The sequence below is a fragment of the Mycobacterium sp. NGS59 genome (assembly GCF_059812345.1).
Genome location: NZ_JCALCN010000001.1, coordinates 154,329 through 176,278 on the forward strand (window position 1 = coordinate 154,329; position 21,950 = coordinate 176,278).

Annotated in this window: 21 protein-coding genes; 12 read left to right on the top strand and 9 right to left on the bottom strand. The window is 67.4% G+C overall.

Annotation, left to right across the window (positions count from 1 at the left end; genetic code table 11):
• Positions 1-91 precede the first annotated feature (91 nt).
• Positions 92-997: a peptidylprolyl isomerase gene (locus AC5Y46_RS00685; RefSeq protein ID WP_499944443.1), complete on the bottom strand. Its 906-nt coding sequence runs from the start codon at positions 995-997 to the stop codon at positions 92-94.
• A 43-nt stretch (positions 998-1,040) separates the two neighbouring features.
• On the opposite strand from AC5Y46_RS00685, the gene AC5Y46_RS00690 reads away from it, so the two are divergent.
• The 4 genes from AC5Y46_RS00690 to AC5Y46_RS00705 all read left to right on the top strand — a co-directional run bounded on the left by AC5Y46_RS00690 (position 1,041) and on the right by AC5Y46_RS00705 (position 5,468).
• Positions 1,041-1,703: an MBL fold metallo-hydrolase gene (locus tag AC5Y46_RS00690; RefSeq protein WP_499944444.1), complete on the top strand. Its 663-nt coding sequence runs from the start codon at positions 1,041-1,043 to the stop codon at positions 1,701-1,703.
• Entirely contained in the window at positions 1,700-2,962 is a 1,263-nt protein-coding gene (hisS, locus tag AC5Y46_RS00695) for a histidine--tRNA ligase (protein WP_499944445.1), read from the top strand. The genes AC5Y46_RS00690 and hisS overlap by 4 nt, the downstream gene beginning before the upstream one ends.
• 231 nt (positions 2,963-3,193) lie before the next feature.
• Positions 3,194-4,396, top strand: a complete 1,203-nt coding sequence (locus AC5Y46_RS00700) for a PE-PPE domain-containing protein (RefSeq protein WP_499944446.1) — start codon at positions 3,194-3,196, stop codon at positions 4,394-4,396.
• A gap of 43 nt (positions 4,397-4,439) precedes the next feature.
• A complete protein-coding gene (locus tag AC5Y46_RS00705; protein WP_499944447.1) occupies positions 4,440-5,468 on the top strand; it encodes an Rv2578c family radical SAM protein in 1,029 nt (342 codons plus the stop codon).
• A gap of 1 nt (position 5,469) precedes the next feature.
• On the opposite strand, the gene AC5Y46_RS00710 is transcribed toward AC5Y46_RS00705, so the two are convergent.
• Complete coding sequence (locus AC5Y46_RS00710) at positions 5,470-7,017, bottom strand: purple acid phosphatase family protein (protein ID WP_499944592.1); 1,548 nt, start codon at positions 7,015-7,017, stop codon at positions 5,470-5,472.
• 97 nt (positions 7,018-7,114) lie between these two features.
• Between AC5Y46_RS00710 and AC5Y46_RS00715 the strand changes: the two genes are divergently transcribed.
• Positions 7,115-7,558: an Rv2576c family protein gene (locus AC5Y46_RS00715; RefSeq protein WP_499944448.1), complete on the top strand. Its 444-nt coding sequence runs from the start codon at positions 7,115-7,117 to the stop codon at positions 7,556-7,558.
• Between the two features lie 4 nt (positions 7,559-7,562).
• Here AC5Y46_RS00715 and AC5Y46_RS00720 read toward each other — a convergent pair whose 3' ends face one another.
• Entirely contained in the window at positions 7,563-8,078 is a 516-nt protein-coding gene (locus AC5Y46_RS00720; protein ID WP_499944449.1) for a helix-turn-helix domain-containing protein, read from the bottom strand.
• A gap of 49 nt (positions 8,079-8,127) precedes the next feature.
• Here AC5Y46_RS00720 and AC5Y46_RS00725 point away from each other — a divergent pair, with 49 nt between their 5' ends.
• Complete coding sequence (locus AC5Y46_RS00725; protein ID WP_499944450.1) at positions 8,128-8,913, top strand: aldolase; 786 nt, start codon at positions 8,128-8,130, stop codon at positions 8,911-8,913.
• 13 nt (positions 8,914-8,926) lie between these two features.
• The gene (locus tag AC5Y46_RS00730; RefSeq protein WP_499944451.1) at positions 8,927-9,799 is read left to right on the top strand and encodes a dihydrodipicolinate synthase family protein; all 873 of its coding nucleotides are present in this window, start codon (positions 8,927-8,929) and stop codon (positions 9,797-9,799) included.
• On the opposite strand, the gene ypfJ is transcribed toward AC5Y46_RS00730, so the two are convergent.
• The 3 genes from ypfJ to AC5Y46_RS00745 are packed head-to-tail and all read right to left on the bottom strand — an operon-like array spanning position 9,796 to position 12,125.
• A complete protein-coding gene (ypfJ, locus tag AC5Y46_RS00735) occupies positions 9,796-10,677 on the bottom strand; it encodes a KPN_02809 family neutral zinc metallopeptidase (RefSeq protein WP_499944452.1) in 882 nt (293 codons plus the stop codon). The genes AC5Y46_RS00730 and ypfJ overlap by 4 nt on opposite strands.
• A 45-nt stretch (positions 10,678-10,722) precedes the next feature.
• Positions 10,723-11,226: an SRPBCC family protein gene (locus AC5Y46_RS00740; protein WP_499944453.1), complete on the bottom strand. Its 504-nt coding sequence runs from the start codon at positions 11,224-11,226 to the stop codon at positions 10,723-10,725.
• 11 nt (positions 11,227-11,237) lie between these two features.
• Positions 11,238-12,125, bottom strand: coding sequence for an oxidoreductase (locus AC5Y46_RS00745; protein WP_499944593.1), 888 nt, complete (start codon positions 12,123-12,125; stop codon positions 11,238-11,240).
• A 54-nt stretch (positions 12,126-12,179) separates the two neighbouring features.
• On the opposite strand from AC5Y46_RS00745, the gene aspS reads away from it, so the two are divergent.
• The 3 genes from aspS to AC5Y46_RS00760 are packed head-to-tail and all read left to right on the top strand — an operon-like array spanning position 12,180 to position 15,530.
• Entirely contained in the window at positions 12,180-13,982 is a 1,803-nt protein-coding gene (gene aspS, locus AC5Y46_RS00750; RefSeq protein ID WP_499944594.1) for an aspartate--tRNA ligase, read from the top strand.
• Positions 13,979-14,407: a nitroreductase family deazaflavin-dependent oxidoreductase gene (locus tag AC5Y46_RS00755; RefSeq protein WP_499944454.1), complete on the top strand. Its 429-nt coding sequence runs from the start codon at positions 13,979-13,981 to the stop codon at positions 14,405-14,407. The genes aspS and AC5Y46_RS00755 overlap by 4 nt, the downstream gene beginning before the upstream one ends.
• A gap of 28 nt (positions 14,408-14,435) precedes the next feature.
• Positions 14,436-15,530 carry an FUSC family protein gene (locus AC5Y46_RS00760; RefSeq protein ID WP_499944455.1) on the top strand — a complete coding sequence of 365 codons (1,095 nt, stop codon included), beginning with the start codon at positions 14,436-14,438 and terminating at the stop codon, positions 15,528-15,530.
• Here the strand turns inward: AC5Y46_RS00760 and AC5Y46_RS00765 are convergent.
• Positions 15,502-15,891, bottom strand: coding sequence for an MmcQ/YjbR family DNA-binding protein (locus AC5Y46_RS00765; RefSeq protein ID WP_499944456.1), 390 nt, complete (start codon positions 15,889-15,891; stop codon positions 15,502-15,504). The genes AC5Y46_RS00760 and AC5Y46_RS00765 overlap by 29 nt on opposite strands.
• 50 nt (positions 15,892-15,941) lie before the next feature.
• Entirely contained in the window at positions 15,942-17,180 is a 1,239-nt protein-coding gene (locus AC5Y46_RS00770) for an esterase/lipase family protein (RefSeq protein ID WP_499944457.1), read from the bottom strand.
• A 100-nt stretch (positions 17,181-17,280) separates the two neighbouring features.
• On the opposite strand from AC5Y46_RS00770, the gene AC5Y46_RS00775 reads away from it, so the two are divergent.
• Entirely contained in the window at positions 17,281-18,204 is a 924-nt protein-coding gene (locus AC5Y46_RS00775) for a transglutaminase family protein (protein ID WP_499944458.1), read from the top strand.
• Positions 18,197-19,225 (top strand): zinc-binding metallopeptidase family protein, encoded by a 1,029-nt coding sequence (locus AC5Y46_RS00780; RefSeq protein WP_499944459.1) that lies wholly within the window; start codon positions 18,197-18,199, stop codon positions 19,223-19,225. The genes AC5Y46_RS00775 and AC5Y46_RS00780 overlap by 8 nt, the downstream gene beginning before the upstream one ends.
• A 67-nt stretch (positions 19,226-19,292) precedes the next feature.
• Here the strand turns inward: AC5Y46_RS00780 and AC5Y46_RS00785 are convergent, their stop codons facing one another.
• Positions 19,293-21,950 carry a circularly permuted type 2 ATP-grasp protein gene (locus AC5Y46_RS00785; RefSeq protein WP_499944460.1) on the bottom strand — a complete coding sequence of 886 codons (2,658 nt, stop codon included), beginning with the start codon at positions 21,948-21,950 and terminating at the stop codon, positions 19,293-19,295.

Here is a 21,950-nt window from a genome sequence, read left to right on the forward strand (position 1 = left end):
GATCGGCGTGTGTGTGGTAACCACACCGATACCGGAGGTCCTTACCTACTTCCGCGCACCACGCCGTTCACAACCTCCCTGGCCATTACAGCTAGTCCGGCAGCAGCGAGGTGATGGTGACGTCGACGGCGGGCCGCGTCATGTCTCCGGCTCCTTCGACACCACCCGCGGCGATCTTGTCCAGGGTCGCCAGCCCGTCGGGCTGGATGGTGCCGAAGACCGTGTAATCCGGGGGTAGCGCGGAGTCGCGGAAGACCAGGAAGAACTGACTTCCGTTGCTGTTGGGCTGTTGAGAGTGCGCCATGGCCAGCGTGCCCCGCGGATAGATGGCGAGCTCCTGGAGCTTCTTGTCGTTCGGCGGGAACTGGTTGGTGGGGAACTCGTTGGCGAAGGAATACCCCGGACCCCCCGTACCGCTACCGGTGGGGTCGCCGCACTGCAAGATCGACAGTGCCGGCGAAGCGACCATCCGGTGGCACTTGGTGTCCTTGAAGAAATTCTGCGTGGCGAGGCTGATGAAACTGTTTACCGTGCAGGGGGATTGGTTGTTGGCCAGCATCAGCCCGATATTGCCCTGGTTGGTCGACATGCTGACGCTGATCTGGGCGGGTTCGGTCGGTACCTTGCCGGTGCGGGGCGGTTTGACCTCCTTGGCGGCCTTCTCCGGCGTCGCAGGGTACTGGCAGTTGGCACCCAGGTTGGGCGGCGCCTTGAACTGAGGCAGCGGCACGGCGTTGCCGAGCTGCACGGGCGGCAGATTGGCTGCCGATGGTGAGGCGGGTGCCGAACTGCTCGGCGTGCTGGACGCCGTCGGCGTGCCCTTGTGGTCGTCCTTCATGAACACGACGACGACGACGGCGACGACGACGGCGACTACTGCGGCGGCGGCTGCGGAGATCAGCCCGATGCGGCGTCGCTTGGCCCGTTTGGCGCGGGTTTCTATCTGCCGCTCGAGTTTGCGCTTGGCTGTGGCACGTCGCTGTTGGTTCGTTGGCACGGCCGCCATCTTTCCATGGCTCCGGGGATGGGAAACTGGGACGGTGTTGATCACCGGATTTCCCGCCGGGTTGCTGCAATGCAATTGCTATGTGCTGGCCGAACGGCCAGGAACCGACGCCGTCATCGTCGACCCGGGCCAGCGGGCAATGGCCCAGCTGCGGCGCATCCTCGACAAGAACCGGCTGACGCCGGCAGCGGTGTTGATCACGCACGGACACATCGACCACATCTGGTCGGCGCAGAAGGTCTCCGACACTTTCGGTTGCCCCACCTACATTCATCCCGAGGACCGGTTCATGCTCAAGGATCCGATTCACGGCCTCGGGCCGCGGGCCGCGCAGCTGTTCGCCGGCGCGTTCTTCCGCGAACCCAAGCAGATCGTCGAACTGGACCGGGACGGAGACAAGATCGACCTCGGCGGCATCTCGGTCAACGTCGACCACACTCCTGGGCACACCCGGGGCTCGGTGTGTTTCCGGGTTCTTGCCGACAAGGATCTGGTGTTCACCGGAGACACGTTGTTCGAGCGCTCGGTGGGCCGCACCGACCTGTTCGGCGGCAGCGGCCGGGACCTGCTGCGCTCGATCGTCGACAAACTGCTGGTCCTCGACGACCAGACCGTGGTACTTCCGGGGCATGGCAACACCACGACCATCGGCGCCGAACGTCGCTTCAACCCGTTCCTCGAAGGTCTGAGCCCGTGAGCGATTTCGCTGCCCCGAAGGGCGTTCCCGACTATTTCCCGCCGGACTCGGCTGCGTTCGTGGCGGTGCGCGACGGGTTGCTCGGAGCCGCCCGGCGGGCCGGTTACGGCCATATCGAGTTGCCGATCTTCGAGGACACCGCGTTGTTCGCACGCGGCGTGGGCGAATCCACCGACGTGGTGTCCAAGGAGATGTATACCTTCGCCGACCGCGGCGACCGCTCGGTGACGCTGCGTCCCGAGGGCACCGCCGGCGTGGTGCGCGCGGTGATCGAGCACGGGCTCGACCGCGGCACGCTGCCGGTGAAGCTGTCGTATGCGGGCCCGTTCTTCCGCTACGAACGGCCGCAGGCCGGCCGGTACCGGCAGCTGCAGCAGGTCGGTGTCGAGGCGATCGGCGTCGACGATCCGGCGCTGGACGCCGAGGTGATCGCCGTCGCCGACGCCGGGTTCCGCTCGTTGGGGCTGGACGGGTTCCGCCTCGAGGTCACCTCCCTGGGTGATGACAGCTGCCGCCCACAGTATCGAGAATTGTTGCAGGAGTTCCTCTTTGGGCTCGACCTCGACGAGGAGACCCGGCGCCGGGCAGCGGTGAATCCACTGCGCGTGCTCGACGACAAGCGTCCCGAGATCAAGGCGATGACGGCCGATGCACCGGTGCTGCTCGACCATCTCTCCGATGCTGCCAAGCAGCACTTCGACACGGTCCTGATGCACCTGGACGCCCTCGGTGTCCGCTACGTCATCAACCCCCGGATGGTGCGCGGTCTGGACTACTACACCAAGACCACATTCGAGTTCGTGCACGACGGGTTGGGTGCGCAGTCGGGCATCGGCGGCGGCGGTCGCTACGACGGCCTGATGCGCCAACTCGGTGGACAAGACTTGTCCGGCATCGGATTCGGGCTGGGTGTGGACCGGACTTTGTTGGCGTTGAAGGCGGAAGGCAAGAGCGTGGGGGAGACGTCGCGCTGCGACGTGTTCGGCGTGCCGTTGAGCGACGCGGCCAAGCTGCGATTGGCCGTCCTGGCCGGCGAGTTGCGTGCCGCCGGTGCCCGTGTCTACCTGGCCTACGGTGACCGAGGACTCAAGGGCGCGATGCGGGCCGCGGATCGCTCCGGAGCGCGGCTTGCGCTGGTCGCCGGAGACCGTGACATCGACGCCGGGACGATCGGCGTCAAGGATCTGCAGTCCGGCGAGCAGGTTTCAATTGCAGTCGATTCGGTTGTCGCCGAGGTAATTTCGCGGTTGGCGAAATAGCAAGCCGTTCTTTGCCTCCTACGTCAACTGCATGCACCACGCCGAAAAACCACTCAAACCCGACGACGACGAACCCGAATGACGCCACGCCTCAAGCACTTTGAATACATTTCGCGCATGGGCGAGAGAAACCCGATTTTCACGACTTCGCGATTTTCAACCGCGTCAGACAGGTAGGCTCACAGCCGCTATTCGAGGGTACGAGCCCCTCGTTGGCTCGAGGAGGCTCCGGTGGCGTACGTCGTGGCGGCGTCTGAGCTGTTGACGATCGCCGCAGCCGAGCTTGACGCGATGGAGGCGGGCCTCGGCGCTGTGAGCGCCGCAGTCGCACAGCCCACTTCGTCGCTGGCGGCCGCGGCGGCCGACGAGGTGTCGACCGGCATCGCTGCCCTCTTCGGGTCCTTCGGCCGGGAATTCCAGGCGGTTCAGGCCGTCGCGGCTCAGTTCCATCAGCGGTTCGTAGCCAACCTCGCGGCGACGGCGTCTGCGTATCTGGGCACCGAAGCTGCCAACGCCGCTGCGGCGGCGAGCGTGCGGTTGACGATCCCCGGTGCCGGACCGCTCTACAATCCGCAATTCCTCCTCCGCCTTCCTTACCTCGGACTGCCGCTACTCGCCGGCGGGGTACCGGGCCCGCTGTCGGCCTCCCTCCTGCAGGCCTACGACCTGCTGAACTTCGCCATCGGCGGGAACTGGTTCCCCGGCAGCGTCGCCCAGGTGGTCAATTACCCCGCCAGCATGGGCATTCTGAGCGGCAACCTGCTTGCTCCCGGCGTCAACGAGGCCGTCGCCATCGGACAGTGGGCACTCAACGGTCAGATCCTCGACGCGCTAGCCGCCGCCAATGGTTCGCCGGTGCAGGTTGCCGGGCTGTCGTTGGGCTCGATCGTGCTGAACCGCGAATTGGCCTATCTTGCAACTAATTTGAGCGCACCACCGGCTCATGCGTTGCAGTTCACCATGTTCTCCAATCCCGAATTGGGACTGTTTCGCACCTATCTTCCGACCGGCGCGACTCTGCCATTCGTCGATTACACGGTGCAGGGCTTGGCGAATACCCAGTACGACGTCAGCGTGGTGTTCGGTCAGTACGACGGATTCGGCAATCCGCCCGACCGGCCGTGGAATCTTCTGGCAGTGGTGAACGCGCTGTTCGGCACGGCGTACCAACACAACACGGTTTCGCTCGTACCGCTGTCGGATGCGGTGCAGTTGTCCAGCGTGACGACGTCGACGGGCGGCACGATCACCACCTATATGGTGCCCGCGCCGACGCTTCCGATGCTGCTCCCGCTCGCTCAACTCGGTGTGCCGCAACCGATCGTCGGCACCCTCAACTCACTGCTGAAGCCGATCGTGGACGCCGGCTACTCATCCGTCACCCCCGGAGCCGGACCCTACTTCTCCGGGGGATCCCTCGTCGGGTTGCTTTGACACCGCACTTGACGTCGTATCGAACTATTGTTCGAATAGGAGTATGCGTTGGGCCGATCAGGCGGTAGCTGTCAACGGGGAGCCGGTTGACGACGGTGCTCTGCCCGGGCTGCAGCGCGTCGGTCTGGTCAGAAGTGTGCGGGTCCCGCAGTTCGAGGGCATGACGTTCCATGAGGTGCTGTGCAAGTCGGCGCTGAACAAGGTGCCCAACGCGGCGGCGCTGCCGTTCAGCTACACCGTCAACGGCTACCGCGGCTGCTCCCACGCATGCCGCTATTGCTTCGCCCGCCCCACCCACGAGTACCTCGATTTCGATCCCGGCGCCGACTTCGACACCCAGGTCGTGGTCAAGACCAACGTCGTCGAGGTGCTGCGCCGGGAACTGCGCCGCCCGTCGTGGCGTCGGCACACCGTCGCGCTGGGCACCAACACCGACCCGTACCAGCGCGCCGAGGGCCGCTACGCACTGATGCCGGGCATCATCGCGGCGCTGGCCGGATCCGGGACGCCCATGTCGATCCTCACCAAGGGCACCTTGCTGCGCCGGGATCTTCCACTCATTTCCCTAGCGGCACAACAGGTTCCGCTTTCGGTGGCAGTGTCTCTGGCGGTCGGCGACCCGCAGCTGCACCGCGACGTCGAGCCGGGCACCCCCACGCCGCAGGCGCGGCTGGCGCTGATCACCGCGATCCGTGAGGCCAACCTGGACTGCCACGTCATGGTGGCACCCGTACTGCCGCACCTGACCGACTCGGTCGAGCACCTCGACAGCCTGCTCGGGCAGATCGCCGCCGCGGGAGCAACCAGCGTGACGATCTTCGGCCTGCACCTGCGGGGTTCCACCCGCGGCTGGTTCATGGCCTGGCTGACCCGCGCGCATCCCGGGCTGGTCGGCGTCTACCAAGAGCTGTACCGCCGGAGCGCGTATCTACCCCAGAGCTACCGGGACATGCTCCGCGACCGCGCCCGCCCGCTGCGGGCGAAGTACAAACTGGGCGCCGACAGCCGGCCGTCGACCCCACCAGCCGAAGTCGCGGTGATGCCCGAACCCGCGCAGCAGGCGCTGTTCTGAGTTAGCCGCGGCGTGGTTTGGTCAGGGTGAACTGATCGACCGCGGTCACCGCACCGTAGGGCCCGTTGACCGCGTAGTACGTCGCCTTGATCGAGGTGTTGCCGCCCGGTGGCCCGGGATCGACGTCGAATGACACGAAGCCGTACGGATTCTGCCGGTCCCGGAACGCCGACCAGGGTGCGTCTTCCATCACGTAGATCGGCTTTTTGTGTCCGTTGTCCGGGTCGATCTCGCCGACACCGGTGATCACGCGGCACCGGAGGTCGGGAAAAAACCTGCCGTTGGTCGGTCTCGAGGTGCCGCCCCCGCCGATCACGAGGTGCACCGTCCCCCGGGTCGGGTCGATGACGTCGGTGCGCAGGTCGACGGGGATCGGGGTCCGCGTGTCGGTGCCCATCGAGCCGCGCAGCGGATGCGAACGCTCGTAGTGGTGTTCGTGGCCGCACAACACCAGATCGACCTGGTGCTGGTCGAACAACGGCAGCCAGTCCTGCCTGATCCCCAGATCGGCACCGTTGGCCTCGGCGGTGGATATCGCCGTCTGATGCATGCAGACCACCAGCCAGTCGATGTCCGGATCGCGCCGCGCGGCGGCGAGTTCGCTTTCCAGCCAACGCCTTTGCTCACCGCCGGAGTAGCCGCGCACATAGGAGTTGCCGCCGTCCTGATAGGTCACGTCGTCGTTCTGCAAGACGATGACCCGCACCGATCCGGCGGTGAACGAGTACCACAGCCCGCGTAGCTCGGCACTGGCGCCGGAGTCCGGCACCGCGAAGAACGTCTGGAAGGCGCCGTAACCGATTGGGCCGTTGCCCTTTTCGTTCTCGTGATTACCCGCGGCCGGCATCCACGGTCGGTAACGCGCGGAGCGGGTGTTGTTCTCGAACCAGTCCGACCAGGTGCGGACGCGATCGCTGGCCAGGTTCGCGTAGCACAGGTCGCCGTTGACGAGGTTGAACAGCGGAGCCAGGCGTTCGATCGCGACGGTGGTGTCGCCGGCCGCGGGTGACCCGATGTGGTCGTTCACATACCTGCCGTCGGTCAACTTGTCCAGTCGCGGGGTCGACTGGTCGCCGAAACTGGTGAAACGCAGCGGCTTTCGCCCGGACGGCGCGGTACGTACGGTGCCCAGCTCCGGCGTGGTGCCGTCGTGCACCGCGGCGTACACGTAGTCGGTGTCCGGCGTCAGCCCGGACAGCCGCGCGTGATTGACGCGAATCTCGGTGCCGGATTTGCCATCCCGGTAGGTCCGCGTCTCGGCGGCCACGACGCTGCCGAAACCGCCGGTCGGTGTGCCCAGCATCACCCGCGGGTTGCGCACGGCGTCGGAGGTGTGCCACGACACCACGACCTCGGTACCGGCGTTGCGGCCGAACTGCAGATGCAGACCGCCCACCGGCGGCGCGCCGGTGCGATCGGGCTGGTACCAGACACCGGGCCCGCGTGAATCCGACAGCAACGCGGCCCCGCCCACCGCGACGCCGGCACCCACGATGGCCGAGGCCGCACCCGTCGTCAGCAAGGTGCGCCGGCTGATGCCCGGATTCATGTCGTTCACGCCCGCTTCATACCGAAGCCAAGCGAATCGCAGGTTAACGGTGCTCGACTCGCGTAGCGCCGGTAACGAATCCGGTAGCGTTTCCGATATGACGAACGTGCGAAAACTGGCAAGCGCGGTCGCAGCGGGCTTCCTCGGCGCGGCTGTGGTGGCGGCGACTCCGCCCGCGGTGTCACACGCGGATCCGACCGGACACCAGGTGACTTACACCATCACCACCACCGGCAACCTGACCGGCAACCTGCGCTACATCAGCAGCGATCCGCCCAGCCAGGCGGCTTTCGACGCCAACTCGGCGCAGTTCCTGACCACCGTGCCGACGACGTTCAGCGGTGGGGAAGCACTGGTGTACAACGCGACGTTGGCCAACCCGAACCAGTGGGCGTTCATCGCCGCCAGCGGCTCGTGCCGCTGGCCGGACTGCAGCTCGGGAGCCATCGCCGAGATCAAGTGCCAGATCGCCGTCGACGGCCAGGTGGTGGTCACCCAGCAGGCCACCACGGCTGTGACGTGCGCGACACGCCCCTGGTAGCTGCTCAGACGGTGTCGTTGTGGGTGACGACGACGACTTGCGCCGGCGCGGTGCCGACGTCCCGTAGTTTGTGCCCGACCGAGGCGTCGAAGTAGGCGCTGTCGCCGGTCTCGAGGGTGATGGTCTGGTCGCCGTAGCGCAGTTCGACGGTCCCCGCGTGCACGAAGACGAACTCCTGACCGCTGTGTTCGGGGTGCGGATCGGCTGAGACGGTGCCGGCGGGTCGAACCACGAACGGCGACATCGACTTTCCGAGCAACGTCGGGGCCAGGGCGCGGTAGCGGCCGGCGTACGGGTCGGCGCGGTCGACGGTGATCTTCTCCTCGGCCGCTTCGTCGGAGAAGAGCCGGCCCACGTCGACCTCGAGCGCCCGGGCGACTCTCAGCGCCACCGCGATCGACGGTGTGCTGTGGCCGCGCTCGATCTTGGACAGGTAACTCTTGGTCAGGCCGGTCTGTTCGGCCATTTGCTCCAGGGTGAGGCCGCGTTGTCTGCGGACGGCTCGCAGTCGTGCAGTCACCCGTCACCCCTTAATGACACAAAGTTTCCTATCGAGTACATTGTGTCATATGGCGTCCACGTTCACGGAGTCGAAATCCGAGTTGATGCGTCAGGCCCAGCAGCGACTGGACGCAGAATCCTTCGAGGCCCGGCTGACCACCCGGCAGAAGATCGCCCTTACCTGCCGGGCTCTGTTCGACGCCGGCCACGATTCCGGGCTGGCGGGTCAGATCACCGCACGCGACGAAACGCCCGGAACGTATTTCACCCAGCGGTTGGGTCTGGGGTTCGACGAGATCACCGAAGACAACCTGTTGTTGGTCGACGAGGATCTCAACGTCCTCGAGGGCACCGGAATGGCCAATCCCGCCAACCGTTTTCACAGCTGGATCTATCGTGCACGCCCCGACGTGCAGTGCATCGTGCACACCCATCCCTTCCACGTGGCCGCGTTGTCGATGCTGGAAGTGCCGTTGATCGTCTCGCACATGGACACCACGCCGTTGTACGACGACTGCGCTTTCCTCGCCGAGTGGCCGGGTGTGCCGGTCGGCAACGAAGAGGGCGAGATCATCACTGCAGCGCTGGGCGACAAGAAGGCGGCGCTGCTGGCCCATCACGGGCAGCTGGTGGCCGGCGCCAGCGTCGAGGAAGCGTGTTCACTGGCGGTGCTGATCGAACGCGCCGCCAAGCTGCAGTTGGCCGCCATGGCCGCGGGCACCGTCAAGGCGCTGCCCGACGATCTGGCCCGCGAAGCCCACGACTGGACCCTGACGCAAGCGCGTAGCCGGGCGAACTTCGCCTACTACGCGCGCCGCGCGCTGGCGCGCCACCCGGACGCGCTGAGCAACTGAGAGGAGCAGGTCCGTGCCCACGATCCACGGCATCATCGCCTATCCGGTGACACCGTTCGCGCACAACGGAATTGACACCGATCGGCTCACCGCACTGGTCGACCGGCTGGTGTCCGCCGGGGTCCACGCGATCGCCCCGCTCGGCAGCACCGGAGAACTGGCCTACCTCGACGAGGCGGAGTTCGACACCGTCGTCGACACCACGATGAGCGCGGTCGACGGCCGGGTGCCGGTGATCGTGGGCGTCTCGGATGTCACCACCGCCAAGACGATTCGGCGCGCCGAGTATGCGCAGCAGGCCGGCGCGGATGCGGTGATGGTCCTGCCGGTCTCGTACTGGAAGCTCAGCGATCGCGAGGTCACCGAGCACTACCGCAGCATCGGCGCGTCCATCGGGATCCCGATCATGGCGTACAACAACCCGGCCACCAGTGGGGTCGACATGAGTCCCGAACTGCTGGTCGGCATGTTCGACAGCATCGAGAACGTCACGATGGTCAAGGAATCCACCGGCGATCTGTCCCGGATGCGCCGTATCGCCGAACTCAGCGGCGGGCGGTTGCCCTATTACAACGGCAGCAACCCGCTGGTGCTCGACGCGCTGAAGGTGGGTGCGTCCGGATGGTGCACGGCCGCACCGAATCTGCGCCCGCAACCGTGCATCGATCTCTACGAGGCGGTGCGCGGCGGCGATTTGGACAAGGCGCAGGCTCTTTACGACGACCTCAAGCCGTTGCTGCAGTTCATCGTCGCCGGGGGCCTGCCCACCACCGTCAAGGCCGGTCTGGAGCTGCTCGATTTCCCGGTCGGGGATCCGCGCGCCCCGCAGTTGCCGTTGGACGAGCAGGGCCGCACCGAGTTGCGGGAGTTGCTGGCCGCGCGTTAGCCCAGGTCGTTGGTGCCGAAGGTGTCGCACTTGTTCGGCTCACCGGTCTGATATCCGACGGTGAACCACTTCTGGCGTTGGGCCGAGGAGCCGTGCGTCCAGGACTCCGGGTTGACGCGTCCGTTCACCTGCTCCTGGATGCGGTCGTCGCCCACCGAGGCCGCTGCCGACAGCGCGTCCTGAATGTCCTTGTCGCTCAGCGGATTCAAATACGGTTGGCCGGTGCTGTCCTGCTTGACGGTCGACGCGTAATGCGCCCAGACGCCGGCGTAGCAGTCGGCCTGCAACTCGGTGCGCACGCCGCCGCCCTTGGCGCCCTGCGCACCCGACTGAGCCCGGCCCAAAGTGCCCTGCAGGTTCTGCACGTGGTGACCGTACTCGTGCGCCACCACATACTCTTCGGCGAAAGGTCCACCGCTGGAACCGAACCGGTCGACCAGAACCGAGAAGAAGTCGGTGTCGAAGTACGCCGTCTTGTCCACCGGGCAGTAGAAGGGCCCGACCTCGCTGCTCGCCGCCCCACATCCGGTGCTCACCGTGCCGCTGAACAACCGCATCTTCGGCCGGGAGTAGTTGGGCATCAGCTGTTTCCACACCGCGTCCAGTGAGTTGCCGGTGGCCACCACGCGACACTGCACGTACCTGTTGGCGTCGGCGCCGGTCTTGCATTTGGCCAAGTCGAAGCCCGGCGCCACGTCGCCACTGGTGTCGACGGGCTGCTGGCTGACCACCCCGCCGGGGTCGACGCCGAGCAGCATCGCGACCACCACGATCAGCAGTCCGCCGATGCCACCACCGATGGCGATCCGCCCCCCACCGCCGCCGCCCGAGGACGACGCGGCGCTGGTGTCGATCCGCATACCTTCGTTGAAGGTCATCGCACGCTCCCCGAGTCTGAGTTTGGCTACCCGCGCCGGACCAGCCTATCGCTGCTGCGCTGAAGCGAACCGAGTGTCGGTGTACGTGCGCAGGTTACGCAGGAATCGGCGCAGGCTCAGGTTCAACAGCGGGCCGAACACCCGCATGCCCAGCCCCGCGCCGCGGGCCGGTTGCTGGGCCATGGTCCAGGTCAGCCGGCAGCCACCGGGAATGACCTGCACCCGGTAGTCTTCGGCGAACGCGGCGACCGCTTTGGTCGAGCACTCGTTGAAACGAAAAGCCATGTGGGTGAACGGCTCCCACGCGATGAACTCTTCATTCCCGACGATGCCGCCGCGCATCTCGACGACGCGTGTGGTGCCGACACCGCGCGGCTCCGGGCTGGTCCAGGTGACCTTGGTGATCACCTTCGCCCAGCGTGGCCAGGATTGCGCGTCACCAAGAACCTCGAACAACTGCTCGGGCGTGATGGCCAGATCCACGCTGTTGCGGAAGCGGTACGGCGCGGTGTCGATGAAGCTCAGGTCGACGCGTTCGCACGGGTGCATGACTGCAGACCCTAGCCGGGACCCTCACTCGCGGCCGCCAGCAGCGGCACGATGACATCGCTGATCGGGGTGGCCAGACCGTGCGCGCGGGCCTTTCGCGCGATCACGCCGTTACGCAGGTCCCATTCCAGCGGCCGGCGCTGCTCGCGGTCGGCCAGGATCGAGGTGCCCATGTCCTCGGGGACCGTCCGGAACGAACGCACCAGCTGCTCGACGACGTCGTCCCCGAGCCGGGCGCCCTCGGCGCGGGCCACGGCCAGGCATTCGGCGACGTAGCGCCGGGACAGTTCGGCGACGTCGTCGCGCCGGAACATGCCCGAGCGCCGCCCGGTGAGGACCATCAATCCGGCCAGTGCGTTGATCAGCAGCTTGCGCCAGTTCACCGTGTCGAAGTCGGGGTCGCAGTCCACCCGGCAGCCGGCTCCGCGCAGCAATTCGGCCAGATTCTCGGCGGCGGTCCCGGTCGGCAGCACCAGCGCCGCCTGGCCCCGCAACCGCACCCAGCCCTGCGGCTGGGTTTCCGCCGAAAACCAGACGCTGCCGGGAACGACGGTCGAGTCCGGGCAGAGCGGCTGCACCTGCTCGACCTGCTCGACACCGTTCTGCAGCACGGCGACCACCGTGTCCTCGCCGCACAGCCGGTCCAGCCACCCGGCTGCGGCCTGATTCTGGGTGGATTTCACCGCCAGCACCAACAGGTCCACCGGGCCGGTCACCGATTCGGGATCGGTGCACACCGGGCCGGGCACCACGATGGCGTCCGCGCCGTCGGGCCGCAGTTCGAGGTGGTCCCGTGGTGTGCGCCCGCACACCGACACCGGGTGGCCGGCCGCGTGCAGCAGCGCCGCGATGGTCGTACCGACGGCACCGGGACCCACGAGTGCGGTTTTCGTTGAGATACAGGCAAAGTACCGCGACAGAACCGGCCCTTTAGACTGGGCAGTCAATCAGCCCTGGATAGAGGAGTTTTTGTGCTGCGCAGCCACGCCGCCGGATCGCTTCGGGAAAGCGATGCCGGCCAGCAGGTGACGTTGGCCGGCTGGGTGGCCCGCCGGCGCGACCACGGTGGCGTCATCTTCATCGATTTGCGCGACGCGTCCGGGGTGACGCAGGTGGTGTTCCGCGATCCGCAGGTGCTGACTCAGGCGCACCGGTTGCGTGCGGAGTTCTGTGTGGCGGTCTCCGGCGTGGTCGAGGTCCGCCCGGAGGGCAACGCCAACCCCGAGATCGCCACCGGCGACATCGAGGTCAACGCCACGTCGCTGACCGTGCTGGGCGAGAGCGCCGCGCTGCCGTTCCAGCTCGACGAGCCCGCGGGGGAGGAGCTGCGGCTGAAGTACCGCTACCTGGACCTGCGCCGCGACGGCCCGGCTGCGGCAATTCGGTTGCGCTCGAAGGTGAATGCGGCGGCACGTTCGGTGCTGGCGAGCCACGATTTCGTGGAGATCGAGACGCCGACGATCACCCGGTCCACTCCGGAGGGCGCGCGTGACTTCCTGGTGCCGGCCCGGCTGCGCCCCGGGACCTTCTACGCGCTGCCGCAGAGCCCGCAGCTGTTCAAGCAGCTGCTCATGGTGGCCGGGATGGAGCGCTACTACCAGATCGCGCGCTGCTACCGGGACGAGGACTTCCGCGCCGACCGGCAGCCCGAATTCACTCAGCTCGACATGGAACTCAGCTTCGTCGACGTCGAGGACGTGATCGCGATCTCCGAAGAGATCCTGACCGCGCTGTGGGCGCTGATCGGCTACCAGATTCCCAGACCCATCCCGCGGATGACCTACGCCGACGCGATGCGCCGGTTCGGTTCCGACAAGCCCGACCTGCGGTTCGGCCTCGAGCTCGTGGAGTGCGCAGAGTTCTTCGCGGACACCACCTTCCGCGTCTTCCAGGCGCCCTACGTCGGCGCCGTGGTGATGCCGGGCGGGGCGTCCCAGCCGCGCCGCACGCTGGACGGTTGGCAGGAATGGGCCAAGCAGCGCGGGCACCGCGGCCTGGCCTACGTGCTCGTCGGTGACGACGGCACGCTGACCGGTCCGGTCGCCAAGAACCTCTCCGACGCCGAACGCGACGGCCTGGCCGCGCACGTCGGTGCCGGCCCGGGGGACTGCATCTTCTTCTCCGCCGGCCCGGTCAAGACGTCCCGCGCGTTGCTGGGAGCGGCGCGGATCGAGATCGCCAGCCGGCTCGGGCTGATCGACCCGGACGCCTGGGCGTTCGTCTGGGTCGTCGACCCGCCGCTGTTCGAACCCGCCGACGACGCCGTCGAGGCCGGTGACGTGGCTGTCGGATCGGGAGCGTGGACGGCGGTGCACCACGCCTTCACCTCGCCCAAGCCCGAGTTCCAGGACGTCTTGGGAACTTCCGACACCGACCCCGGCAGCGTGCTGGCCGACGCCTACGACATCGTCTGCAACGGCAACGAGATCGGCGGCGGGTCGATCCGTATCCACCGCCGCGACATCCAGGAGCGGGTGTTCGCGGTGATGGGTCTGGGCAAGGCCGAAGCCGAGGAGAAGTTCGGATTCCTGTTGGAGGCGTTCACCTTCGGCGCTCCGCCGCACGGCGGCATCGCGTTCGGCTGGGACCGGATCAACGCGCTGCTGTCCGGGGTGGAGTCCATCCGGGAGGTCATCGCGTTCCCCAAGACCGGCGGCGGCGTCGACCCGCTGACCGATGCGCCGGCACCGATCACCGCCCAACAGCGCAAGGAATCGGGAATAGACTTCAAGCCCAAGCCCGTTGACGGGGCATGACGTTCCCGGACTCCGAGACAATCAAGGCGTTCAACCAGGCCATCGCCGACGAGTTCCGCGCCAACGAAGGCAAAGTCGGCGGCCAGTTCGCCGACGCGGACATCCTGCTGCTCACCACGACCGGCGCCAAGTCCGGCCAACCACGGCTGTCGCCGCTGGCCTACTTCCGCGTCGACGGCAAGCTCATCATCATCGGATCGTTCGCCGGTGCCGACGTCAACCCGGCCTGGGTGCACAATCTGCGCGCCAACCCGGCGGCCCACGTCGAGGTCGGCACCGAGGCGTATGAGGTGGCCGCGCGCGAGTTGACGCCGCAGGAGCGCGACGAGATCTTCCCGCAGATCACCGCCGTGGCCCCCGGTTTCGCCGAGTATCAAGCCAAGACCAGCCGGGTGATTCCGCTGTTCGAGCTGCGGCGGGTGTAGCCGAGCGCAAATGAGGTAAGTCAGCGTGATGCCCGAATCGCTGCTTGCCCGGACCTTCGGAGTCGGGGCCGCCGCTGTCCAGCGCCTGCGGATCGCGCTGTGGCCGATCATCCAGACCTCGGTGGCCGCCGGACTCGCCTGGTATCTCACCCACGACGTGCTGCACCATCCGCAGCCGTTCTTCGCGCCGATCGCGGCCGCGGTGTGCATGTCGGCGACCAACGTGCTGCGCGCCCGGCGGGCCGCCCAGATGATCGTCGGCGTCAGCCTGGGAATCGTGCTCGGCGCGGTTGTGCAGGAACTGTTGGGCACCGCGGGGCTGGCGTTCGGGGTGGCGGTCTTCATCGCGTTGTGCTTCGCGGTCCTCGTCGGCACCGGGTTCATCGCCCAGGGCCTGATGTTCGTCAACCAGACCGCCGTCTCGGCCATCCTGGTGCTGGCTTTCGCCCACACCGCGGGCATGGTCGGCGAGCGCATCTTCGACGCGCTGGTCGGGGGCGGTCTGGCCATCGTGTTCAGCTTCCTGCTGTTCCCCGCCAACCCGGTCACCGTGCTGGCTACCGCACGCTCGGAAGTACTCAGCGCGCTGCACGAAACTTTCGAAGAGATCGCCCGGGTGCTGAGCGATCCGGAACACGTCGCGCCGGACTGGCTGCTGGCCCGCGTCGACCTGCTGCACAACCAGATGGGCGCCCTGACCGAGGCGCGCAGCACCGCCCGCCTCATCGTGCGCCGGGCACCGCTGCGGCTGTCCATGCGCAAGACCGTCGACGTCGTCGACCAGCAGGCGGCCCGGCTGGGGTTGTTGGCCAGCGCCGTGCTGCAACTGGCCCGGACCGTCCGGGCGCCGCTGTACCCGCGGCTGACCGAGCCGTTGCGCGCCGCGGTCGGCGAGCTGGCGCAGGCGGCGTCGGCCGCGGATTCCGACGCCGCGACGGCCTGCGAACACACCGCCGCGGCCCGTGTGCACGCCGACGACCTGAAAGCCGCTGCGCAAACCCGGACCGAGGTGGTGCTCGCTGCGATCGTCGGAACCTGCATCGACGACCTGCAAGCGGTGGTCGACTGTCCCCGGTCCGTGACCGGGGCCGGCGTCACGGCGACTGGGCGAGAAACTCCTTGACCAGATGCTTCGGCGCCTGCGTCAGCCAAGCCTCGGTGATCACTTCGCGGAGTTCCTCGACCCCGATCTCGGCCAGCCGGACCAGCACCGCCGCGTAGCCGTCGAAATGCGGCGTGGTGAAGTACACCTCCGGCTCGTCGGCGATCAACGCGAACTTGACGCCCTCGTCGGGCACCCGGACGCCGAGCAGGTCGCCGGACGGCGGCCGGATACCGCTGCGGGTCAGCGCTTCGACGTCGGATTTACGCAGCGGCCGCTCCCACGCCATCAGCTTCTTGCCGACCCGCCAGTCGTGCGGTGCCTGCTCGGTGGTCAGCGGCAGCTCACCGACGATGCGGGCCACGTCGTCCCAGGTGGCCACGTCTTTGATTGTGCGCGCGGCCGCCCCGCTACGGAACGGTTATCGACGAACTAACCCGCAGACGTCAACGCCGGCGGCTGGCTGAGCCACGCCAGCAGTTTGTCGTAGACCAGCGGATGGTTGAGCAGGTCGAAGTGATTCAGGCCGGTCAACGTCAGGCCGTGCGCCGCCTCGAACGGAACCCGCCTGCCGCGACCCCGTCCCGAAGCGCTGCGCGGACGCACCAGGTGGTCGCCCATCAGCAGACCGAGCGCCCGCGGCGCGGCCGTGGTGGAGACGAAGTGGTAGACCGCGTCGGGCAGAAACGGCACCTCGCGGCAGCGATCCTGCAGGAACTCGTCAGGGTCGCAATCCCGCCAGTCCTCGTCGAGCAGCGCGCCGTACCGCAAGTCCTTCACCCCGGCGCTGCGCGTGTTGAGAAACGTGGCCAGACCGCGTGTTTCGGGCAGATGCGACAGTGCCCAGGACGCCGCGTTGACACCCTTCTCCAGGTCGGCACCCAGGTGCGGGGAACCGAGGCAGACCACGTGCCGTACGCCGGCGGTCCAGGCCTGTTCCTGTTCGAGCCCGTAGTGGCAGGCGCTGCGGGCCACCAAGCCGCCCATCGAATGCCCCACCAGGGCGACTTCCTGCACCGGCACCGGCCACAGCGCGTGCAGTCGGTCCAGCAGGTCGGCCAGGTCCCGGCCGTTCTGCGAGATGTGGTGGCCGCTGTTGTAGCGCACGAAGACCGGTGTGAAGCCGAGGTCCTTGCGCAGCCGCTTGCCGTACGGGCGCAGCGGTTCGCCAGTGCGTGGCGGGCGCCACCAGGACCGTTCGGTCATGCACCAGCCGTGGGTGAAGACGACGACCCGGCCGGTGGCCTTGGGGAACGCCTCCGCGAGGGACTCCGCGGTCAGCGCGACCGGTAGCCGCTTTCGGCGGACCTGCATGGTGAGGGCGAAGCCGTTGGACCGGTTGGTCATCTCGTCGCCGTAGATGCCGTTGATCGCCGCCAGCGCGCCGGCGATCCGGGGCCGTAACTCGACGGTTTCGTCCTCGTCGTTGCTGATCGTTTCGGCGGCCAGTGCGCCGGCGCCGTAGAGGGATCGCCGGACCGCGCCGTCGACCGCGCAGTAGATGGTCTTGGCGGTGGTGTCGTGCACCAGTTGCACGGGTTTGGCCGCTGGACCGATCGAACCGAAGATGCGACTGGCGATTCCGCGATGCACGTCCCGGACCAGCGTGGTCAGCACCCGGGTGCCCTCGCCGGCCAGGTCGGCCAGCGATCGAATCTCTTGTCCCTGCACGACGAACTCCTTCCTGCGTTCAGTAAACAAGTGTTCACAATTCCTCCGTGTCGCGCAACCCGATCGGAACGGACCGCGATTTCGCAGTAGGTTTGGGCGTGTGACGGACTCTCGCGACACCAAGCGCTACCGGGTCACGCACCGCACCGAATACCGCTACTCCGACGTGGTGACAAGTTCGTACGGCCGCGGTTTCCTCACCCCGCGCGACTCGTTGCGGCAGCGCTGCGTCGCGCACCGGCTGGTCATCGACCCGGGCCCGGCCGACAGTTCCACCAGCCGCGACACCTACGGGAACCTCAGCTGCTACTTCCACGTCACCGAGCCGCACCGCAGCCTGAAGATCACCAGCGATTCCATCGTCGACGTGGGCCCGCCGACCTCGGGGATGTACACGAGCGGACCGGCGCTGAAACCGTGGGAAGCCGCCCGGCCGGTCGGGACGCAGGGCGCCCTGGCAACTGACTTCACGCTGGACCTCACCCCGGCCGAGATCACCGACGAGGTGCGCGACTACGCCGCCCCCAGCTTCGAGCCCGGCCGGCCGTTGGTGGACGTGCTGCGCGACCTCGCTTCACGGATCTTCCACGACTTCGCCTACCGCTCCGGATCGACGACCGTTTCCACTCGCGTCAGGGAGGTTCTGATTGCCCGCGAGGGGGTATGTCAAGACTTCGCCAGGCTGGCGATCGCCTGCCTGCGCGCCAATGGGTTGGCGGCCTGCTACGTATCCGGGTATCTGGCCACCGACCCACCCCCGGGAAAGGACCGAATGATCGGCATTGACGCCACTCACGCCTGGGCTTCGGTGTGGACGCCCCAGCAGCCCGGCCAGCACGAGTGGATGGGACTCGACCCGACCAACGACGCGCTGGTCGACCAGCGTTACATTGTGGTCGGCCGCGGTCGTGACTATGCCGACGTGCCCCCGTTGCGCGGCATCATCTACACCAACTCCAAGCGCAGTGTGATCGACGTCGGGGTCGACGTCGTCCCGTTCGAAGGGGATGTGCTCGATGCGTGACTTCCACTGCCCCAACTGCGGCCAGCGGCTGGCTTTCGAGAACTCCGAATGCCTGAATTGCGGTAGCGCCCTTGGGTTCTCCCTTGACCAGATGGCACTTCTGGTGATCGCGAAGAAAGACGAAGACGACCACGCCGGTGCCGTCGCTGCCGCCGACTACCAGTTGTGCGCCAATCTGTATGTGGCCGAATGCAATTGGCTGGTCCCGGTGAATCATCCCGGCGGTCTGTGCGAATCGTGCTCGCTGACCATCGAGCGCCCGAACGACGACGATCAGGTGGGGCTGCCCGAATTCGCCCGCGCCGAGGCGGCCAAGCGCAGGCTGGTGGTGGAACTGCGCGAACTGAAGCTGCCGATCATCGGACGCGACGAGGATCCCGACTACGGGCTGGCCTTCCGGCTGCTGTCCAGTGCGCACGAGAACGTCATCACCGGTCACGAAAACGGTGTCATCACACTGGATCTGGCCGAAGGCGACGACGTGCACCGCGAGCAGTTGCGGGTGGAGATGGAGGAGCCGTACCGCACCCTGCTGGGCCATTTCCGTCACGAGGTCGGCCACTACTACTTCTATCGGCTGATCAGGTCGCCGGAGTACCTGGAGCGGTTCAACGAGTTGTTCGGCGACCCGGACGCCGACTACCAGGCCGCGCTGAATCGGCATTACAGCGAGGGTGCGCCCGAGGGTTGGCAGGAGAACTTCGTCTCGTCTTATGCGACCATGCACGCCGCCGAGGACTGGGCCGAGACGTTCGCCCACTATCTGCACATCCGCGACACGCTGGACACCTCGGCGTCGTGCGGTCTGGCGCCGGCGGCGGCGACCTTCGACCGGCCGCCGTTGGGGCCCAGCGCTTTTCCCACCATCATCGAGATGTGGCTGCCGCTGTCGTGGTCGCTGAACATGGTGAACCGGTCGATGGGTCACGACGACCTGTACCCGTTCGTGCTGCCGCCGGCGGTGCTGGACAAGATGCAGTTCGTACACACGGTGATCGACGAGACGACGTCGCAGCTCTAGCGCGAGCAGACGCAAAAGCCCCCATTTCGTGCCGAAATGAGGGGCTTTTGCGTCTGCTCGCGCAACGTTAGGCGGGCATCGTGCGGCGCTCGTCGGGGCCACCCCACAGGGGCTGCATGCCACCGGGCAGCGCCAACTGCGTCGCGGCGAGCGCGTCGGCCAGGTCGCGCAGCGCGGCGTGCACCCAGGTGAGCAACTCGGCCAGCTCCTCGCGATGGCCGTCGACGAGCTCTTCCAGTTCGGCGGGATCGGATCGGCGCAACCGGGTGCCGATCTCGTCGACGATGCGTTCGGGGCGCGACGATCCCGACGAACCGGGCAGGTCTTTGAGGTTGGCCCGCAACCGTTCCAGCTGATAAAGCAGCGACCGCGGGTTCTGCGGGTCGAACAGCATCAGATCGGTGACCGCGGCGACGCTGACCTTGCCCAGCGTGCGGCGTCGGTAGATCACCGAGGACTCGCAGGCCATCAGCGTCGCCTCGACGATGGACTGTTCGGCGACGGTTCCGCGCACGGTGGTCAGCGTGTCGGCCAGCAGCGCGGTCAACCACAGTCCGCGCTCGATGCGTTTGCCGATGTCCATCATCGTCCAGCCGACGTCGCGGACCATCGACTCGCCGGCCACTCCCGACAGCGTCAACATGCCGGCCAGCGCCTGCGACTGGGCGGCGGCGAGCAGGGCATCCGCTTCGGCCAGCGACTGCGGCGGATCGGCGCGAAGCGCCACGGCGCGTTCGACATTGGCCAGCACCATCCAGGTGTCGTTGGACAGCTGGTCGCGCACCGCCCGGGCCGCCAACGCCAGACCTTCCACCGATTGGATCAACGATCCCGGACGGGCCAGGTCCACGGTCATCGACCACAGCGTCGACGGGGTCACCGCGATCATCTCGGCGTGATCGCCGCCCGCCCCGGTGTCGGTGCCGGTGATGCGGCCCAGCGCCGCCATCAGCACCGGGACGCATTCGCTTTCCTCGCTGTCCTGGTGGTGCCGGTAGACGTGGTAGCGCTCCCGCGCGACGATCAGCAGCCGGGCCATGTTCTCCGCACGTTCGCCGTAGCGCCCCATCCAGAACAGATCCGACAACACCCGCGGCGAACTGACCCCCCAGGTGCCCGCGCCGGTCTTGACCGGTTGCGGCGCCGACGGCAGGCTGACCGTCTCGGCGGTCGCGCGCTCCGTCGGGCGCACCCAGACATCCTTGGCTGCAACGGTTTTCATCGTGTACCCGGCCGGCCCGGGGGCCACCACGTAGCCCAGGCCGCCGATCATCGGCGCATAGCCGCCGCGTTGGGCGACGGTGAACAACCGCATCCCGACACCCCCCGAGGACAGCACGCCAGCATGATCGGTGGGCGCGGTGGAGAACGTCGGCAACTGCTGACCGACCCAGCGCCACGGCGCGGTCTCGATGCGGGCAGCCAGCCGGCTCAGCTGCGCGGACGAAAGCGTCGGCCCGACAACGGTTTCCCCGCCGTCTACCGGCCTGATCAACAGCGACGACAGATTCGCCAACACGTGGGAGAGCTCGGCTGCGATGCCTCCCCAGTAGACCGGCGTGGTCTGCAGCAGCGGCTCTTCGCCCAGTAGGCGCTCGGCCAACTCGGGCAGAAATCGAAGCAGCCCAGGGCTTTCCAGGAACCCGCTGCCCAGCGTGTTGACCACGGTCACCGCGCCCCGGTGCAGCGCCTCGACGAGTCCGACCACCCCGAGCCGCGAATCAGCGCGAAGATCCAAAGGATCCACGTAGGCCGCGTCGACCCGGCGCAACACCACATCGACCTGTTTCAGCGTGCCCAGCGAGCGCATCCACAACTTGCCTTCGCGGACCACCAGATCCGCGCTCTCCACCAACGGGAACCCCAGCAGCGTGGCCAGATACGCCTGGTCGAACGCGGTCTCGGAATAGATCCCGGGGCTCAGCACCACCACCACCGGGTCCTGCACCACGTCGGGCGCGGCGTCGATCAGCGCCAGCCGCAGCGCCTGGGCGAACGGCGTGGTCGCCCGGGGCGCGATCCGTTCGTAGAGGTCGGGGATCGCGTGTGCCAGCACCCTCCGGTCGGCCAACGCGTAGCCGGCGCCCGACGGTGCCTGGGTCCAGTCGGCGTTGACGCAGAAGCTGCCGTCGGAGAGCCGGCTGACATCGCAGCCGTGCATGAACAGCTGATGGTGGCCGGGCACCTTGATTCCGGTGGCGGGCCGCAGGTAACCCGGGTGGGCGAACACCAGCTGGGCCGGCAACAAACCCTCGGTCAGCAGGTTGCGCGGCCCGTACAGGTCGGCCAGCACGGCGTCCAGGAGCCGGGAGCGCTGCACCAGGCCGGCTTCCAGCACGTCCCAATCGGCGGCGGAAACCACCAGCGGCAGCGTGTCCAGCCGCCACGGACCGGGCTCGGGACCGTGCCCGACGGGCAGTTCGCGGGCGGCCTGGGCGTCCGAGACCCCGGTGTAGGTGATGCCGTCGTGGTCGATCAGGCTGTGCACCACCGAACGGAGCCGGTCCAGTCCACTGCGGCCGCGCTCGCCGATCGCGTCGGCCAGCTCGTCCCAGCCGGGCCGGATGTTGCCGTCGGCGTCGACGAACTCGTCGTAGCCCACGCCGGGACCGTCGCGCAGTTCGAACAGCGCCTCCTGGGTGCGGGCGGTGCGGTACCCGGCCAACAGGCGGTCGACGTCGTAGCGACGGTCCCCGGCGACCACCGCCGACCCACTCACGCTCAT

What these genes read in the sequence shown, in the direction of transcription:
- AC5Y46_RS00705 (WP_499944447.1), top strand. Translation starts at nt 4,440, where the DNA reads ATGCGTTGGGCCGATCAGGCGGTAGCTGTCAACGGGGAGCCGGTTGAC.
- AC5Y46_RS00710 (WP_499944592.1), bottom strand. Translation starts at nt 7,017, where the DNA reads ATGAATCCGGGCATCAGCCGGCGCACCTTGCTGACGACGGGTGCGGCC.
- AC5Y46_RS00715 (WP_499944448.1), top strand. Translation starts at nt 7,115, where the DNA reads ATGACGAACGTGCGAAAACTGGCAAGCGCGGTCGCAGCGGGCTTCCTC.
- AC5Y46_RS00725 (WP_499944450.1), top strand. Translation starts at nt 8,128, where the DNA reads ATGGCGTCCACGTTCACGGAGTCGAAATCCGAGTTGATGCGTCAGGCC.
- ypfJ (WP_499944452.1), bottom strand. Translation starts at nt 10,677, where the DNA reads ATGACCTTCAACGAAGGTATGCGGATCGACACCAGCGCCGCGTCGTCC.
- AC5Y46_RS00740 (WP_499944453.1), bottom strand. Translation starts at nt 11,226, where the DNA reads ATGCACCCGTGCGAACGCGTCGACCTGAGCTTCATCGACACCGCGCCG.
- AC5Y46_RS00755 (WP_499944454.1), top strand. Translation starts at nt 13,979, where the DNA reads ATGACGTTCCCGGACTCCGAGACAATCAAGGCGTTCAACCAGGCCATC.
- AC5Y46_RS00760 (WP_499944455.1), top strand. Translation starts at nt 14,436, where the DNA reads ATGCCCGAATCGCTGCTTGCCCGGACCTTCGGAGTCGGGGCCGCCGCT.
- AC5Y46_RS00780 (WP_499944459.1), top strand. Translation starts at nt 18,197, where the DNA reads ATGCGTGACTTCCACTGCCCCAACTGCGGCCAGCGGCTGGCTTTCGAG.
- AC5Y46_RS00785 (WP_499944460.1), bottom strand. Translation starts at nt 21,950, where the DNA reads ATGAGCGTGAGTGGGTCGGCGGTGGTCGCCGGGGACCGTCGCTACGAC.